13 protein-coding genes are annotated in these 15,016 nt (G+C 71.4%); 5 read left to right on the top strand and 8 right to left on the bottom strand.

Annotation, left to right across the window (positions count from 1 at the left end; all coding sequences use genetic code 11):
• Complete coding sequence (locus tag ACXDC7_RS00150) at window positions 1-1,071, bottom strand: neutral zinc metallopeptidase (RefSeq protein WP_459220780.1); 1,071 nt, start codon at window positions 1,069-1,071, stop codon at window positions 1-3.
• A gap of 233 nt (window positions 1,072-1,304) precedes the next feature.
• Here ACXDC7_RS00150 and ACXDC7_RS00145 point away from each other — a divergent pair, with 233 nt between their 5' ends.
• Window positions 1,305-2,999 carry a DUF2207 family protein gene (locus ACXDC7_RS00145; protein WP_459220779.1) on the top strand — a complete coding sequence of 565 codons (1,695 nt, stop codon included), beginning with the start codon at window positions 1,305-1,307 and terminating at the stop codon, window positions 2,997-2,999.
• A 43-nt stretch (window positions 3,000-3,042) separates the two neighbouring features.
• Here ACXDC7_RS00145 and ACXDC7_RS00140 read toward each other — a convergent pair whose 3' ends face one another.
• Genes ACXDC7_RS00140 through cysS form a run of 4 tightly spaced genes read right to left on the bottom strand, consistent with a single transcriptional unit; the run spans window position 3,043 to window position 8,348 of the window.
• On the bottom strand, window positions 3,043-4,485 hold the full coding sequence (locus tag ACXDC7_RS00140) for a glycine hydroxymethyltransferase (RefSeq protein ID WP_459222785.1): 1,443 nt from the start codon (window positions 4,483-4,485) through the stop codon (window positions 3,043-3,045).
• 52 nt (window positions 4,486-4,537) lie between these two features.
• Window positions 4,538-6,001, bottom strand: a complete 1,464-nt coding sequence (gene mptB / locus ACXDC7_RS00135; RefSeq protein ID WP_459220778.1) for a polyprenol phosphomannose-dependent alpha 1,6 mannosyltransferase MptB — start codon at window positions 5,999-6,001, stop codon at window positions 4,538-4,540.
• Window positions 5,998-6,936 (bottom strand): 23S rRNA (guanosine(2251)-2'-O)-methyltransferase RlmB, encoded by a 939-nt coding sequence (rlmB, locus tag ACXDC7_RS00130; protein WP_459220777.1) that lies wholly within the window; start codon window positions 6,934-6,936, stop codon window positions 5,998-6,000. Before rlmB ends, mptB begins: the two co-directional genes overlap by 4 nt.
• A gap of 2 nt (window positions 6,937-6,938) precedes the next feature.
• Window positions 6,939-8,348: a cysteine--tRNA ligase gene (cysS, locus tag ACXDC7_RS00125; protein WP_459220776.1), complete on the bottom strand. Its 1,410-nt coding sequence runs from the start codon at window positions 8,346-8,348 to the stop codon at window positions 6,939-6,941.
• Between the two features lie 77 nt (window positions 8,349-8,425).
• Between cysS and ACXDC7_RS00120 the strand changes: the two genes are divergently transcribed.
• The 3 genes from ACXDC7_RS00120 to ACXDC7_RS00110 are packed head-to-tail and all read left to right on the top strand — an operon-like array spanning window position 8,426 to window position 10,589.
• Window positions 8,426-9,214, top strand: a complete 789-nt coding sequence (locus ACXDC7_RS00120; RefSeq protein WP_459220775.1) for an MOSC domain-containing protein — start codon at window positions 8,426-8,428, stop codon at window positions 9,212-9,214.
• 50 nt (window positions 9,215-9,264) lie between these two features.
• On the top strand, window positions 9,265-9,999 hold the full coding sequence (locus tag ACXDC7_RS00115; protein WP_459220774.1) for a DsbA family protein: 735 nt from the start codon (window positions 9,265-9,267) through the stop codon (window positions 9,997-9,999).
• Window positions 9,996-10,589 carry a vitamin K epoxide reductase family protein gene (locus tag ACXDC7_RS00110; RefSeq protein ID WP_343045934.1) on the top strand — a complete coding sequence of 198 codons (594 nt, stop codon included), beginning with the start codon at window positions 9,996-9,998 and terminating at the stop codon, window positions 10,587-10,589. The genes ACXDC7_RS00115 and ACXDC7_RS00110 overlap by 4 nt, the downstream gene beginning before the upstream one ends.
• A 28-nt stretch (window positions 10,590-10,617) precedes the next feature.
• Here the strand turns inward: ACXDC7_RS00110 and ACXDC7_RS00105 are convergent, their stop codons facing one another.
• Together ACXDC7_RS00105 and ACXDC7_RS00100 are read right to left on the bottom strand one after the other, a co-directional pair.
• Complete coding sequence (locus tag ACXDC7_RS00105; protein ID WP_179445402.1) at window positions 10,618-11,565, bottom strand: beta-ketoacyl-ACP synthase III; 948 nt, start codon at window positions 11,563-11,565, stop codon at window positions 10,618-10,620.
• Window positions 11,566-11,620: 55 nt separating this feature from the next.
• A complete protein-coding gene (locus ACXDC7_RS00100; protein ID WP_179445403.1) occupies window positions 11,621-12,211 on the bottom strand; it encodes a TetR/AcrR family transcriptional regulator in 591 nt (196 codons plus the stop codon).
• 121 nt (window positions 12,212-12,332) lie between these two features.
• Between ACXDC7_RS00100 and ACXDC7_RS00095 the strand changes: the two genes are divergently transcribed.
• Window positions 12,333-13,496: an acyl-CoA dehydrogenase family protein gene (locus ACXDC7_RS00095; protein ID WP_179445404.1), complete on the top strand. Its 1,164-nt coding sequence runs from the start codon at window positions 12,333-12,335 to the stop codon at window positions 13,494-13,496.
• 9 nt (window positions 13,497-13,505) lie between these two features.
• Here the strand turns inward: ACXDC7_RS00095 and ACXDC7_RS00090 are convergent, their stop codons facing one another.
• Window positions 13,506-14,894 carry a DUF4032 domain-containing protein gene (locus ACXDC7_RS00090; RefSeq protein ID WP_179445405.1) on the bottom strand — a complete coding sequence of 463 codons (1,389 nt, stop codon included), beginning with the start codon at window positions 14,892-14,894 and terminating at the stop codon, window positions 13,506-13,508.
• Window positions 14,895-15,016: the final 122 nt, after the last annotated feature.

Here is a 15,016-nt window from a genome sequence, read left to right as displayed (position 1 = left end):
TCAGTTGGTCAGGCGCTCGTCGCTGACGTTGTAGGTGCTGCACTTGCCGATCTCGGTCGTGGACAGCCCCGTCTGCACCCAGTAGCGGCGGGCCTCGCCGCGCGGGTGGGTGCTGAGGATGTCCGGATCTCCGGTGAGATTGTCCGAACCGAGCTGCTCGGCGAGGTTCAGGAAGTTGTCGAAGTCTTCCTGGGTGTAGGGCGTGGACTGCGCCGCCGAGGCGAGATAGAGACCCGCATAGCAATCGGCCTGGGTCTCGATCCGGCGACTCATCAGCAACTGGTCCTCCTTCGAGGCGTCCTGCATCAAGATGGTGGCCGCGGCGAACTGACCGGTTCGTCCCTGTAGCGCATGGCCGAACTCGTGCGCCATCACCAGATCCATCGCGGTCGGATTGCTCGCCTCCTGCTCGATGCCCGGTTGATTCGGCAGGTCGCTGGCGTAGTAGAGCTGCTGGTTCGCCGCGCAGTACGCCGCGTTCCGTTGCGGCATCTCGCCGCACGGGGTCTGGATCGGGGTGTCGTAGATCGTCACCGGCGGCCGGAAGAGTTGCCAGCCGGCGGACTCCAGGGTCCGGTCCCAGGTGGTCATCTCGCAGCCCATCAGGGCATTGAAGTGGCCCTCCAGCTCCGGGTCGGACGCGGTGCGCGTATCGACGCGGTTGATCTCACACCGGATCGGCGAGGCGACGCGTTCGGCATTGACCGGGTTGGCGTAGAGGAACTCGTCGAGCTGTTCGTAGGTCTCCGGGACCGGGATGTCGTCGGGCTGCTCGACCGGCGGCGGCGTGTAGTCCTCGTTGGCGTACGGCACGGTCGACGCCTGCCCGAACAGCGAGTTCGCGATCAGTACGCCGAGGCCGATCATGCCGAGCACCAGGGCCGCGCCGAGGACCACGCCCCAGGGGCCCCGGCGCCGTGGGCGCGGCGCCTGGGGGGCGGGGAAGCCCGGCGGTGCGTACCCGCCGGGCCGCGGGCCGGTCGGCGGCCCCCACGGCGAGCCGCCATAGGCCGGATTCGCCCCGCGCGCGGCGACGGGCGCAGGTCGCGGATAACCGGGGTACTGGCTCACGCTGTCACCCTAGACCGCGGTGGGTCACCGCGCGACGGGTACGCCCGGCGCACCCGGGTGACTCTCGCCCGCATCTCGCGGCGCGGGCGCCGCGCCGGCGCGCGATTCGCCGGCGCTCCGGGACGCGCGAGCGTCAGAATGGTGCGGCGCCCGGCGACCGCCGGGTGTCGTAGGGTGACCCGAAAGCTCTCGCGGCCGTGCTCGGCGGCCGCCGGCCCGACCCGGAGGATGACGTGATCGCGAAGCGTGCCCGACGTGCCCGGCTGTTGATCCCGCTGGCGCTGCTCGCCTGGTTCGTGGCGCTGCTGCCCGCCCAGGCGGCACCGGGAGATGTGGCGACGATGGACGTCCAGGCGCGGCTGGAGCCCAGCGGGCTGCTGTACGTCGAGCAGACCCTGACCTTCGACGGCTCGCCGCCCGCCGAGCTGACCCAGCGGATCGCGACCCGGGAGAGCACCGTCGGCGATGCCGACTACGTGTACACGATCAGCGATGTCACCGCCCGGGCCGGCGACCGCGACCTTGCGCCGCGGGTCAACCCGGTGGGCGATGCGGTCGAGATCGTCGTGCCGACCGAGGGCGTCACGGGTCCGGTGACCATGTCCTACCGGGTCGCCGGCGCGGTGCAGGGCCGCATCGACGGCGAGCAACTGACCTGGCGGATGCTGCAGGGCCTGTCCGTCCCGGTGGGCCAGATCACCGGCGAGGTCCGGGTGCCCGGGCTGTTCCGCTCGCTGGACTGCAAGGCCGGCCCGCCCAATGCGACCGCGAGCTGCCGGTCGTTCTCCGGTGGCACCGGCGCCGATCCGGTGCCGACGTTCACCGACGGCCCGCGCGGCGCGGGCGAGGTGGTCACGGTGCAGGTGCTGTTCCCGCCGGGGGCGGTCGAGGTGAACGAGCAACTGGACTACCGGTGGACGCTAGGCCGGGCGTTCAGCGCCGGGCCGCTGCAGCTCGGCCTGGCCGCCGCGCTGCTCGCCCTCGGCGGGATCGCCGTCTATCTGCTGCACCGGCGCACGGGCGTCGACCGGGCCGGCGGGACCAAGGTCATCGCGGTCGCCGAGTTCGTGCCGGTCGGCAAGGGCGAGGCCGACTTCCGGGTGACCAGCGATGTGCGGCCGGGCGAGGTCGGCTCGCTCGTCGACGAACGGGTGGACCCGATCGATGTGGTCGCGACCGTGGTCGACCTGGCGGTCCGCGGCCACCTGTTGATCACCGAGCTGCCGGCCCGGTCGGCCTATGCCGCCGCCGACTGGTCGTTCACCCGCCGCGACGATGCCGATGACGACTCGTTGCAGCCCTATGAGCGTCGGCTGCTGGACGCCGTCGCTCCGGCCGACGGAACCGAGGTGTTGGTCTCCAACGTCGGGTCGCGGGTCAACGACGCGATCGCCGAGGTGCAGTCGGAGCTCTACGGCGAGATGGTCGCCAATGGCTGGTACGAGCGCCGACCGGACTCGACCCGCAATGTCTGGCACCGCGGCGCCCTGATCTTCCTGGTCGGCGCGGTGGCGCTGACGGCGGTGCTCGCCGCGTTCACGACGTTCGGCCTGGTCGGCCTGGCGGCGATCCTGCTAGGCCTGGGCCTGCTGTTCGTCGCCCAGGAGATGCCGGCCCGCACGCCGAAGGGCACGGCCACCCTGCGCGGCCTCGAGGTGCTGGCGGGGGAGCTGCAGACGCGGCCCACCGACGAGGCGCCGAAGGGCAAGGAGTTGGCGACGATCTCCAAGCTGTTGCCCTATGCCGTGGTTCTCGGCGGCGCCGAGCGCTGGGTCGATGCGATGGTCGCCGCCGACGACGATCCCGACGAGCCGGATCCGACCGATCTGTCGTGGTACCACGCCCCCGACACCTGGTACCTGCGGGACCTGCCGGATTCGTTGCGGAACTTCCTGGTCAGCCTGGCGGGCCAGCTCTTCTCCCGCTGACCCGCCTCGTGCCCCGAGCTCCAGTGGCCTGGAGCTCCAGCGTCTAGAGCTCCAGGCCCGGGTAGAGCGGGTGCCGATCCAGCAACTCGGCCGACCGGGCGTGGGTACGCTCGGCGACCCCGTCGGCCAGGTCGTACTTCGCCTTGCCGGGCTTGCCCGTGCTGGCCGTCACCGGCGTCGTGTTGGCCAGCACGTCCATGATCATCTCGGCGGTGACGTCGAACTCGTCCGCGCCGAATCCGCGGGAGGTGAGCGCGGGCGTACCCAACCGGACGCCGGAGGTGTACCAAGCGCCGTTCGGGTCGTTCGGCACCGCGTTGCGGTTGGTGACGATGCCCGCATCGAGCAGCGCCGACTCGGCCTGCCGACCGGTCAGCCCCAGCCCGCTCACGTCGAGCAGCACCAGGTGGTTGTCGGTGCCGCCGGTGACCAGCGTCGCCCCGCGCCTGATCAACGACTCGGCGAAGGACTGCGCGTTGTCGGCGACGGCGTGCGCGTAGTCGCGGAAGGCCTGGCTGCGGGCCTCGGCCAGCGCGACCGCCTTGGCCGCCATCATGTTCGACAGCGGGCCGCCGAGCACCAGCGGGCAGCCGCGATCCACGCTCGGGGCGTACTCCTCGGTGGCCAGCACCAGGCCGCCGCGCGGCCCGCGCAGGGACTTGTGGGTCGTCGTGGTGACGACGTGTGCGTGCGGCACCGGGTCCTCGTCGCCGGTGAACACCTTGCCCGCGACCAGCCCCGCGAAGTGCGCCATGTCGACCATGAACGTCGCGCCGACCTCGTCGGCGATCTCGCGCATCCTGGCGAAATCGATCCGCCGCGGGTACGCCGAATAGCCCGCGATCAGCACCAGCGGCCGGAACTCCCGGGCCAGCCGGGCGACCTCGTCGTAGTCGACGAGCTGAGTCTGCGGGTTCGTCCCGTAGGAACGCTGGTGGAACATCTTGCCGGAGATGTTGGGCCGGAAACCGTGGGTGAGGTGGCCGCCGGCGTCCAGGCTCATCCCGAGCATCCGCTGCTCGCCGAACTGCTTGCGCAGCGCCTCCCAGGCGCCCTCGTCGAGCTCGTTGACGTTCTTGGCGCCCTGCTCGGCGAGCGCCGGCTGCTCGACGCGGTGGGCGAGGATCGCCCAGAACGCGGTCAGGTTGGCGTCGATGCCGGAGTGCGGCTGCGCATAGGCGTACTCCGCCCCGAACAGCTCCCGCGCATGCTCGGCGGCGGTCGCCTCGACGGTGTCGACGTTCTGGCAGCCGGCGTAGAAGCGGTGACCGATGGTGCCCTCGGCGTACTTGTCGGACAGCCAGTTGCCCATCGTCAGCAGCGTCGGCAGCGACGCGTAGTTCTCGCTGGCGATCAGCTTCAGCGAGCCGCGCTGGTCGGTCAGCTCCGCTCGGATGGCGTCGGCGATCCGCGGCTCGACGGCGCCGATCACCGACAGCATGGCGCGGTAGGCCTCGCCGGCCTTGGCGACGTCGACCTCGGGCAGCGCGTCCGCGGTGGAATTGAGGGCCTCGGCGATGTTCGTCACGCCCGCAAATCTAGCTCACGCGCTGATGCTCGCCCGGAGTCTCGCGCGGCCACAGCCACGGGTACGCCGCGACCGCCGCCAGCGCCCCGAGGGTCAGCCCCAACAGCCCCGAGCCGAGCGGGTACGCCACCCGCGCGGTCTCCTGGAAGCCCTCGGAGGTCAGCGTCATCACGATGATCCCGGTGCCGACGGCCAGCACCCGGCGCGAGCCCGCCACGCCGAGCAGGGTGATGCCGGACAGGTAGTACCAGCCGCGCATCGCCGGGCCGGCCAGCGTGAACGCGAGCATCCCGCTCTGCATGAGCATGATCGGCGAGCGGCGATAGCGCCGGACGAGCAACGCCAAAGCGATCAGCAACACCACCCGGACCGGCCAGACCAGCCGCTGGCGCAGGTCGTCCGGCACCTCGATCTCGACCGCCGCGCCGACCTGCTGGATCAGCGCGGCGAGTTGGTCGGCCGGGGTGAAGGTGACCACCGACCCGGGCACCGACAGCGTGCCAAGCCAGCCGTTGCCCAGGCCGCACAGCGCGCTGACGGCGAGGAAGGCGAGCGCGGCGATGGCGATCGCGCCGGCGACCAGGCCGGCGCCGGCCAGCCAGCGCCGGCGGCGGTCGGGGAGGTCCAGGCGCTGCAGCATGATCAGCGCCACCGCGACGGCGAACAGGAGGCCGGGCTGCTTGAGGGCGCCGGCCACCCCGGCCAGGGCCGCGGCCGCGACGAACGAGCCGGCGGTTCCCCGGTACGCGACCAGCAGGGCCAGCGCCGCGACCGCCACCATCGGGCCGTCGTTGTGGGCGCCGCCGACCAGGTGGACCATCGTCAACGGGTTGAGCACGGCCCACCACACCGCCCGGGCCGGGGAGGTGCCGACGCGGCGGGCGAGGGCGGCACAGATCGGGGCGAGCGCGACCGTGGCGGCGAGCGCGGGCACCCGCATCCCGACGACGCTGGCGTAGCCGTCCGCGCCGGCGATGGTCACCACGAGCTGCTGGATGCGCAGGGTGAGTGGCGGGTAGACGGCGGTCGTGCCGACCCAGTGCTGCACCATCGCGGCGGTCGGGCCGCCCTGCCCGAGGCCCGTCGTGTACGGATTCGCCCCGGTGAGCAGTTGCCAGCCCTGCTCGACGTAGAGGTAGGCGTCGCGGCTGAGCACGGGCGGGCCGAAGATCATCGGCAAGGCCCAGATCGTCAGGATCAGCATCGTCTCGCGGATCGCCGGCCGGACCCGGCCGAGCCAGAGCCAGGCGGCGGTCAGCGCCAGGATGCCGCAGAACGCGAATCCGAAGTTGAGGCCGGACCCGGTCAGCCGGGCGAGGGCCCGACCGAGCGGGTAGCGAAGCCACAGATCGGCATCGGCGAGATAGCCGTACATCGACACCGACAGCGCGGCGGTGGCTGCCGCGCCCAGCGCCGTCGCGGCGATCAGTTCGACTCGGCGGCGGCCGACCGGGGCGGCCGCCGGCTCGTTCACCGGTGGCGGCCGATCTCGTAGAGGGCGATGCCGGCCGCGACGCCGGCGTTCAGGCTCTCCACATCGGTGGTGATCGGGATCGAGGCGAGCGTGTCGCAGTGCTCGCGGACCAGCCGGGCGAGGCCGTCGCCCTCGCTGCCGACCACCAGCACCACCGGCCCGTCCAGCCCGGGCACCTCGGCGATGTCGGTCGCGCCGTCCTCGCCGGCCAGGCCGACGACGGTGAACCCGGCCTTGGCGAAGGCGGCGAGGGTGCGGTTCAGGTTGGTGGCTCGGGCGATCGGCAGCCGGGCCGCCGCGCCGGCCGAGGTCTTCCAGGCCGCGGCCGTGAGCTGGGCGGACCGGCGCTCGGGGATGATCACGCCGCTCGCGCCGAAGGCGGCCGCCGAGCGGACGATGGCGCCGAGGTTGCGCGGGTCGGTGATCGAGTCCAGCGCGACTACCAGGCCGGGTGACTCGGCGGTGATCGCGGCATCGAGCAGGTCGTCGGGGTGGGCGTAGCGGTACTCCGGCAGCTTCAGCGCCACCCCCTGGTGCACGCCGCCCCCGGTCATCTTGTCCAGCTCGGCGCGGGTCACCTGCAGCAGCGAGATCCCATGATCGGCGGTGAACCGGAAGATGTCGGCCAGCCGGTCGTCGCGCTCGACCCCCTCGGCGACGTATCCGGCCTGGACGGGTACGCCGGCCTCCAGCGCCTCCAGCACCGGGTTCCGACCGAAGATCCACTCGGCGCCCGTGGCCTTCGGACTACGCCGGGCCGGCGCGGCCTTCTTCGCGGCGAGCTTCGCCTTGTGCGCCTTGTGATAGACGCGATCCTCGGCCTTCGGGGTCGGGCCCTTGCCGGCCAGGCCGCGGCGGACCCGTCCGCCCGAACCGGCCGTATTTCCCTTGCCCTTCTTCCGCACCGCGCCGCGGCGCGCCGAATTGCCGGCCATGATCACCCCTCCTTCGCCAGCGACCAGGCGGTCCCGTCGCGGGTATCGGTGAGCTCGACGCCGAGCCCGGTGAGCCGGTCGCGGATCGCGTCGGCGGTGGCGAAGTCCTTGTCCGCCTTGGCCCTGGCACGCTCGGTGATCAACTGGTTGATCAACTCGTCCACGATCGTGCCGAGCCGATCGTCGGCCGGCGCGATGCTGCCGGCCCAGGCCGGATCCGCCGGGTCGAGCCCGAAGACCTCCAGCATGGCGCGCACCTCGCCGGCGCGGGCGCTCGCCGCGTCGTCGTCGCCGGCATTCAGGGCCGCATTGCCCTGGCGTACCGTCTCATAGAGCACGGCGAACGCCTTCGGCGTACCAAGATCATCGTCCATCGCCGCGACGAACGCCTCCGGCAGCTCTGCCGCGGGCGCAACCTCCCCGGCCCGGTCCAGGAAGGAGTCGATGCGCTCCAGCGCGGCCGTTGCCTCGGCGAGCGAGTCGTCGGAGAACTCGACCGCGGAGCGGTAGTGCGGCTGCGCCAGGTACATCCGGACCGCGCGCGGGGGGTAGCGCTTGACCACCTCGCTGACCAGCGCGCCGTTGCCGAGGGACTTGCTCATCTTCTCCCCGGCCGCGGTGAGCCAGCCGTTGTGCATCCAGTAGCGCGCGAACTCGCGCCCGGCGGCGCGGGACTGCGCGAGCTCGTTCTCGTGGTGGGGGAAGCGCAGGTCCAGCCCGCCGCCGTGGATGTCGAACGCATCGCCGAGGTATTTCCCGGCCATCGCCGAGCACTCCAGGTGCCAGCCCGGCCGGCCCCGGCCCCACGGCGACGGCCACGACGCGGTCTGCGGCTCGGGCTCCTTGTGCCCCTTCCACAGGGCGAAATCGCGCGGGTCGCGCTTGCCGCGCGGGTCGGCATCGGCGGCGGGCTCCATCTCGTCCAGCCGCTGCCGCGAGAGCTCGCCGTAGGCGGGCCAGGACCGGACGTCGAAGTAGACATCGCCCGAGCCGTCGGGTGCGACATAGGCGTGGCCGCGCTCCAGCAGCGTGCCGACCAGTTCGATCATCTCGGGAATGTGCCCGGTGGCGCGGGGCTCATAGGTGGGCGGGATGCAGCCGAGCGCCGCATACGCGTCGTGCAGCTCGCGCTCGAAGCGGTACGCATGGGCCCACCACGGCACGCCGGCCTGCGCGGACTTGGCGAGGATCTTGTCGTCGATGTCGGTGACGTTCGCGATCACGGTGACGTCATTGCCCTGGCGGGTGAGCCAGCGCCGCAGCACGTCGAAGACGACCTCCTTGCGGATGTGGCCGAGGTGCGGCGCCGACTGCACGGTCAGCCCGCAATGGTAGATCGACACCTTGCCCGGTTCGAGCGGCACGAAGTCACGGACCTCGCGGGTCGCGGTGTCGTAGAGGCGAAACGTCACCGGCCCAGCCTATCGACGCGGCCGCGGCCCGGGGCGCGGATTACTGTGGCGGGCGTGCTGCAGGGTTGGTGTCACCGATGAGCGGGCGGGTGGTCCGGGTCGGCCGGGCCGCCGTCAAGGGGACGCGGCACGAGTCGCTGCCGGCGGCCGGGATCGGCTCGGCCGGCGTCCTCGGTGACCGCGCCCTGGCGTTCTGTGACCCCGAGCGCGGGCGCGTGTTGCGGACCGTGGAGAATCCCGGCCTGGTCGCGGTCCGTGCGCGCTGGGACGATCCGGTGCTGGAGCTCGACCTCCCCGGAGGTCGCCGGGTGCGCGACGAGCTCGTCGAGACGGGGGAGCTGGTCGCCGACTACTGGGGTCGGGCGGCGCGGCTGCAGACCGTCGGGTCCGCTCACGCCGCGGCGGTAGAGGCGTTGCTGGACCGGCCGGTGGTGCTGGCGCGGGCCGAGCCGGGCGACATCGTCTATTCCGGCGCCGTCACCCTCGTCACCACCTCGGCGCTCGCCGAGCTGTCGGGGCGGATCGGCGGACCGGTCGCCGACGAGCGATTCCGCGCGAACCTGACCGTCGACGATGCCGCCGGCCCGGAGCTGGAGGCGCTACCGGCAGGTGCCCGGCTCGCGGTCGGCTCGGCGGAGTTGATCATCCGCGGGCCGGTGCCGCGCTGTGCGGTGATCGACATCGGCGAGCGCGGCCGACCCGAGGGGACCCTGATGCGGGCGCTGGCGGGCTACCGGCGCCGCGGGCCGGAGGTGTACTTCGGCCTGGACTGCGCGGTGGCCCGGCCCGGGCGGGTGGCCGTCGGCGACGCGGTGCGCGTGCGGGAGCCGCTTGTTGGCAAGGCTTCTCGGTTCCATTTCGGATAGGAACCGGGGCGCGGGCGGGGGCGTTGCTGACGTTGGAGAGGAGTCCCCCGATGTCGAAGCCCAGAGCCCCCCTGCCCCGCAATGCGCGCCGCCGAGCCGCGGCCGAGCTGGAACGCCGGAAGCGTCAGGCCGCCATTCAACGCAACATCATCATCTCGCTGTCCCTGCTCGTCACCACCGCGGTCGTGATCGGGATCGTGGTGGTGGTCGGCGGCGCGATCCGTGACCGCCAGGCCGCGGAGGCCGGACCGGCCGAGCTGGTCCGGCCGAACAGCGTCTACCTGAACCGGCCGCCCGAGGCCAAGGTGACCGTGGTGGAGTTCCTGGACTTCGAGTGCGAGGCGTGCGGTGCGCTGTACCCGACGATGGAGCAGGCCCGGCAGACCTACGGCGACCGGGTCAACTTCGTCGCGCGTTACTTCCCGGTGCCGAGCCACTTCAACGCCATGCGCGCCGCACGGGCGGTCGAGGCCGCCGGCCAGCAGGGCAAGTGGGAGCAGATGTATCAGAAGATGTACCAGACCCAGACCGAGTGGGCCGAGCAGCAGGTCCCGGCCGACGACACCTTCCGCGGGTTCGCGCGCGACCTCGGGCTGGACATGGCCGCATGGGAGGCGGCCTACAACGACCCGGCAACCGAGCAGCGGATCGCCGCCGACGCCGCCGACGGGGAGGCGCTCGGGGTGCAGGGCACGCCGACGATCTTCATCGACGGCCGCCAGGTCGAGCTGCAGAGCTTCGCCGAGCTGCCGGCCGCGATCGACCGCGCGCTGGCCGCGGCGTGAGCGAGAGGTCCGAGCAGGGTCTCGGCGGGCGTACCGGCGGCGTCATGCTGGCCGTGCTCGGCGCGATCGCCTGGCTGGCCGCGCTGGTGCTGATGATCGAGAAGGTGCAGAGCCTGGCCGACCCGGCGTACCGCCCGAGCTGCAGCATCAACCCGGTGCTGTCCTGCGGGTCGGTCATGAACTCGGCGCAGGGCTCCGCGTTCGGCTTCCCCAACCCGTTGATCGGGATCGCGGCCTTTGCGGTGGTGATCACGCTCGGCGTGCTGCTGGCCGCCGGGCTGGAGCTGCCGCAATGGATCTGGTGGGGACTGCAGGCCGGAGTGATCTTCGGCATCGGTTTCGTGGCCTGGCTGATGGCGCAGAGTCTGTACGTGATCGGCGCGCTGTGCCCGTACTGCATGGTGGTCTGGGCGGCGATGATCCCGATCTTCGTCCTCGTCACCGTCGACAACCTGATCAAGGAGCGGATCCCGTCGCCGGCCGGGCTGCGGCGGGTGCTCGCGGCAGCGGGCGCGGTTCCGGTCGTGGTGTTGTACGCAACGGTGGCCGTGTTGATCCTGCTGCGCTTCTGGGACTTCTGGACGGCGTGAACCGGGCCCGCGCTCGGGGGACGGCCGCTCAGGGGATGGTGACGACCTGCCCCGCGTAGGCGACGCCGCCGCCGAAGGCGAAGAGCAGCGCCTTCGATCCCGGCTTCAGCGGGTCGGCGGAGTCCTGCAGCTTGGACAGCGCGAGCGGGATCGAGGCGGCGGAGGTGTTGCCGGACTCGACGACGTCGGTGGCCACCCTGGCCTGTGGGGCGCCGATCTTGCGGGCCAGTGGCTCGATGATCCGCAGATTCGCCTGGTGCAGCACGATCGCGTCCAGCTGGGTCGGCTCGAGGCCGGCCTTGGCGATGATCTGCTGCGCGATCTCGGGCAGCGCGCGGGTGGTCCAGCGGTAGACCGCGTTACCGTTCTGGGCGAACTTGAAGCCCTCGGCCGCCTCGATGCGTACCGCATCCGACAGCGGCGGTGCCGAGCCCCAGACGACCGGCGACATCTCGTCCGTCTCGGAGGCGGTGAGCAGGAAGGCGCCCGCCCCGTCGGCCGTCAGCACCATCGTCGAGCGGTCGGTGAAGTCGGTGAAGTCGGTCAGCTTCTCCGCCCCGATCACCAGCGCGTTCTCCGCCGAGCCGGTGGCGATGGCCTGCTGGGCCAGCGCCACGGCGTGCGGGAAACCCGAGCAGGCGACGTTGACGTCGATGGTCGCCGGGGCGTGCTCCATGCCGAGCCGGTTGGCCACCCGTGCCGCGGTATTGGGCGAGCGGTCGGTCGCGGTGCACGTCGCCACCACGATCATGTCGATCCGCGTCACGTCGAAGGGGTGCTTGTCGAGCAGGTCCTGCGCGGCCGCGAACGCCATGTCGGCAACCGTCTCCTCGGGCGCCGCCCAGCGACGCTCGCGGATCCCGACGCGCTGTGTGATCCATTCGTCCGTCGTCTCGACCATCGTCTCCAGCTCGGCGTTCGTGACGACCCGAGCGGGCTGGTAGTGCCCGATGGCGGCAATGCGTGTACCCGGCATCCAGCCATTCTCCCACGTTCTGGCGGTACGCGCCCCGGGCCTGTCGGTACCGCCGCTAGCGCTTGATCGCCGCCACCACGAGCTGGGCCAACTGCCCGTAGGCCTCCGAATCGGTCAGCCCGGTGGCCTCCTGGATGCTGCCGGTGCCGATCCGCGTCATGGTCGCCGAGACCACCTCGGAGACGAAGCCCGCGTCGGTGTCGTTGCGGAAGCTGCCCTTCGTGGTGCCCTCCAGGATCAGCTCGCGCACCCGCATCGTCGCCCAGCTCGTGTTGGCGCGGTAGACCTCGCGGGTCGGCGGGAAGGCGGCGACATCGGCGAGGAACTCCCGCGACGCCGGTTTCAGCGCCTCCGCGACCGCCGTCAGGTACGCGATCAGCCGCCGTTCGGGCGCACGGGAGCGGGCCACCCGTGACTCCACGTGTTCGGTGGCCTGCTTGAAGAACAGCCGGACAATGCTGGTGGCGAGCTGCTCCTTGGAGTCCGCGAGGGCGTACAGCGTGCGCTTGGAGCAGCCGAGCCGGGTGGTCAGGTCGTCCATCGTGAAGTGCGCGAAGCCTTCGGACAGCAGCAGCGTCAACAGTTGATCGCGGAGCTGGGCCTGCCGACCCGTGAGCCGCACCCGGGGGAACTGGATTCGCGCCATGGGGGCACATCCTAGGTCGCCACGGCCGATCCCGCGGCGGGCGACGCCCGCTGGACTCGTCCTGGGAGCGGTACTCCAGTAGCATTTTCAGTACCGGTCCGATCGCGCCAGGAGGGACACGATGCGAGCGATGGTGCAGCGGCTGCTGCCGGGCGAGGAGGCCCGCGAGATTGTCGGCATGGTGGGCGAATTCGCCCGCGCGGAGCTGGAGCCGGCCGCGGCCGGTGCCGAGGAGCGCGCGGAGTTTCCCCGCAAGGCCTTCCGGCAGCTCGGCGAGCTCGGGATGCTCGGGATGCCTTATCCCGTCGAGCTCGGTGGTGCCGGGCAGCCCTACGAGACCTACCTGCAGGCACTGGAGGAGGTCGCCGCCGCCTGGTTCAGCGTCGGCGTCGGGGTCTCGGTGCACATCATGTCGGCCTGGCCGCTGGCCCACCGGGGCAGCGCCGGGCAGCGCACCGGGCTGCTGCCGGGCGTGATCGGCGGCGAGACGCTCGGCGGGTACGCCCTGAGCGAGCCGCAGGCGGGCTCCGACATCTCCCGGATCGCCACCCGGGCCGAGCGGATCGACGGCGGCTGGCGGCTGAACGGCACCAAGGCCTGGATCACCCACGGCGGGTACGCCGATCACTACACGCTGTTCGCCCGCACCGGCGACGAGGGCAGTCGCGGACTGTCCTGTTTCCTGGTCCAGGGGGATGCGCCCGGCCTGAGCGCGGCGCCGCCGGAGAAGAAGATGGGGATGACCGCCTCGCCGACGGCGATGATCAGCCTCGACGACGTCATCGTCGGCGAGGAGATGATCATCGGCGAGCCGGGCGACGGCGCGAAGATCGCGCTCGGGGCACTGGATTCGGGTCGGCTCGGGATCGCTGCCTGTGCGACCGGTCTGGCGCAGGCCGCGCTCGATCATGCGAGCGCCCATGCGTTGGAGCGTGATCAGTTCGGCCGACCTATCGCCGACTTCCAGGGCCTGCGCTTCCTGCTCGCGGAGATGGCGGCGGGAGTCGACGCGGCGCGGGCGGCGTACCTGCATGCGGCCCGCAAACGCGACGCGGGAATGGACTTCACTCGCGATGCCGCAGTCGCGAAGCTGACCTGTACCGACACGGCGATGCGGGTCACCACCGATGCCGTGCAGGTGCTCGGCGGCTACGGCTACACCCGTGATTTTCCGGTGGAGCGGTTCATGCGCGAGGCGAAGGTTGCGCAGATCTTCGAGGGCACGAATCAGATCCAGCGGCTGGTGATCGCCCGCCAGTTGCTCGGACCCGAGGGCCGCCGCTGAGCCCGCGGCTCAGCCCTTGGCCCGCGCCCGCAGGGCGTCGATGTCGAGATAGTCGTGCGCGGGGGTGGCGGCCGGTTCCTCGGTGCCGTCCTCCCAGGGGTCATAGGGCCGGTCGTCGTCGTTCTCGTCGACATAGCCCTGCGACGGGTCGAACGGGTTGACCAGCCGGCGGCCGTGCTGCTCGATCGGCAGCACCGAATCCGGTGACATCGCCTCGTCCGGCAGCTCGCGCAACACGGTGTCGGTGTAGTCCTTCGCCGCATCCAGGATGGGCACCTCGTGGCCCGCCTGTTCCGACATGTACCAGCGGTGATCAAGCACCTCGTGGAAGATCTGGGCGGGCTCGCGCTTGCTGCGCAGGTCGTCGGGCACGGCATCCAGCACCGGCTCGAACACCCGCGTCAGCCACTGGTGAGCGATCACGGCCTCGTCGGCGCTCTGCTGGTCGGTGCGGACCCGGTAGGTGTCGAGGTCGTTCAGCAGCCGGCGGGCCTGGTTCTCCTCCGTGTCCAGGCCCGTCAGCCGGATCAGCCGCCGCGAGTGGTGCCCCGCGTCCACCACCTTCGGCTGGATCCGCACCGTCGAGCCGTCGAGGTCGGTGGTGATGTCCAGCTCGGCCACGTCGAAGCCGAGCGCATTGAGCCGGCGTACCCGCGAATCGATGCGGTGCATCTCCGAGCCGTCGAACTCCTCGATGCCGGTCAGCTCGTTCCACAGCTCGCGGTAGCGGTGCTCGATCGTCTCGACCAGGAACTCCGGCTTCAGCGCCTCGTCCAGCATCCCGCCCGCCTCCAGGTCGCTGAACTCTCCGAACAGATTGATCTTGGCGATCATCAGGTCGTGTTCGCGCTGGCCGTCGGTGAGTTGATCATGCAGCTCGCCGGTCTCGGCATCGACGAGGTACGCCGCGAATTCTCCCGCGTCGCGGCGGAACAAGATGTTGGACAGCGACACATCGCCCCACAACACCCCGGCCAGGTGCAGCTTGGCCAGCAGCACCACCATCGCATCGAGCAGCCGGCCGACGGTCTCCGAGCGCACGCCGGGGGTGAACAGCGCGCGGTAGGGCAGCGAGAACTGCAGATGCCGGGTGAGCAGGATCGGGTCCAGCGGCTCGCCGTTGGCGTCGACCCGGCCGGTCACCACGCCGACCGGTTCGACCGACGGCGTACCCAGCCGGTTCAGGTCGTGCAGCAGGCGGTACTCGTGCACGGCGAGGTGCTCGATGACCTCCTTGGCGGCATAGGTCTCGTCGCCGACGCGGATGAACCGCACGACGTGCCGGGAGATGCCGCGGGGCAGCGCGACGAGCTTGTCCACCGGCCAGTCGGCGAGCGGCACCTCCCACGGGAGCTGGATCAGTCGGGCATCCGGCTTGGTCGACACGAACCGGGGCATCTGGTCATTCTGGCACGTGGTGTCGCCCGGATCGCCGAGTCGCGGCGACGATTCACCAATCCGGATCCCCGTCCGCTCCGAACCACGGGTGTGAATCGAGCGATCGCTGGCCGGACTCTGGC

Source organism: Naumannella huperziae (assembly GCF_054073625.1).
This window is presented reverse-complemented; position numbering and strand designations above follow the sequence as displayed.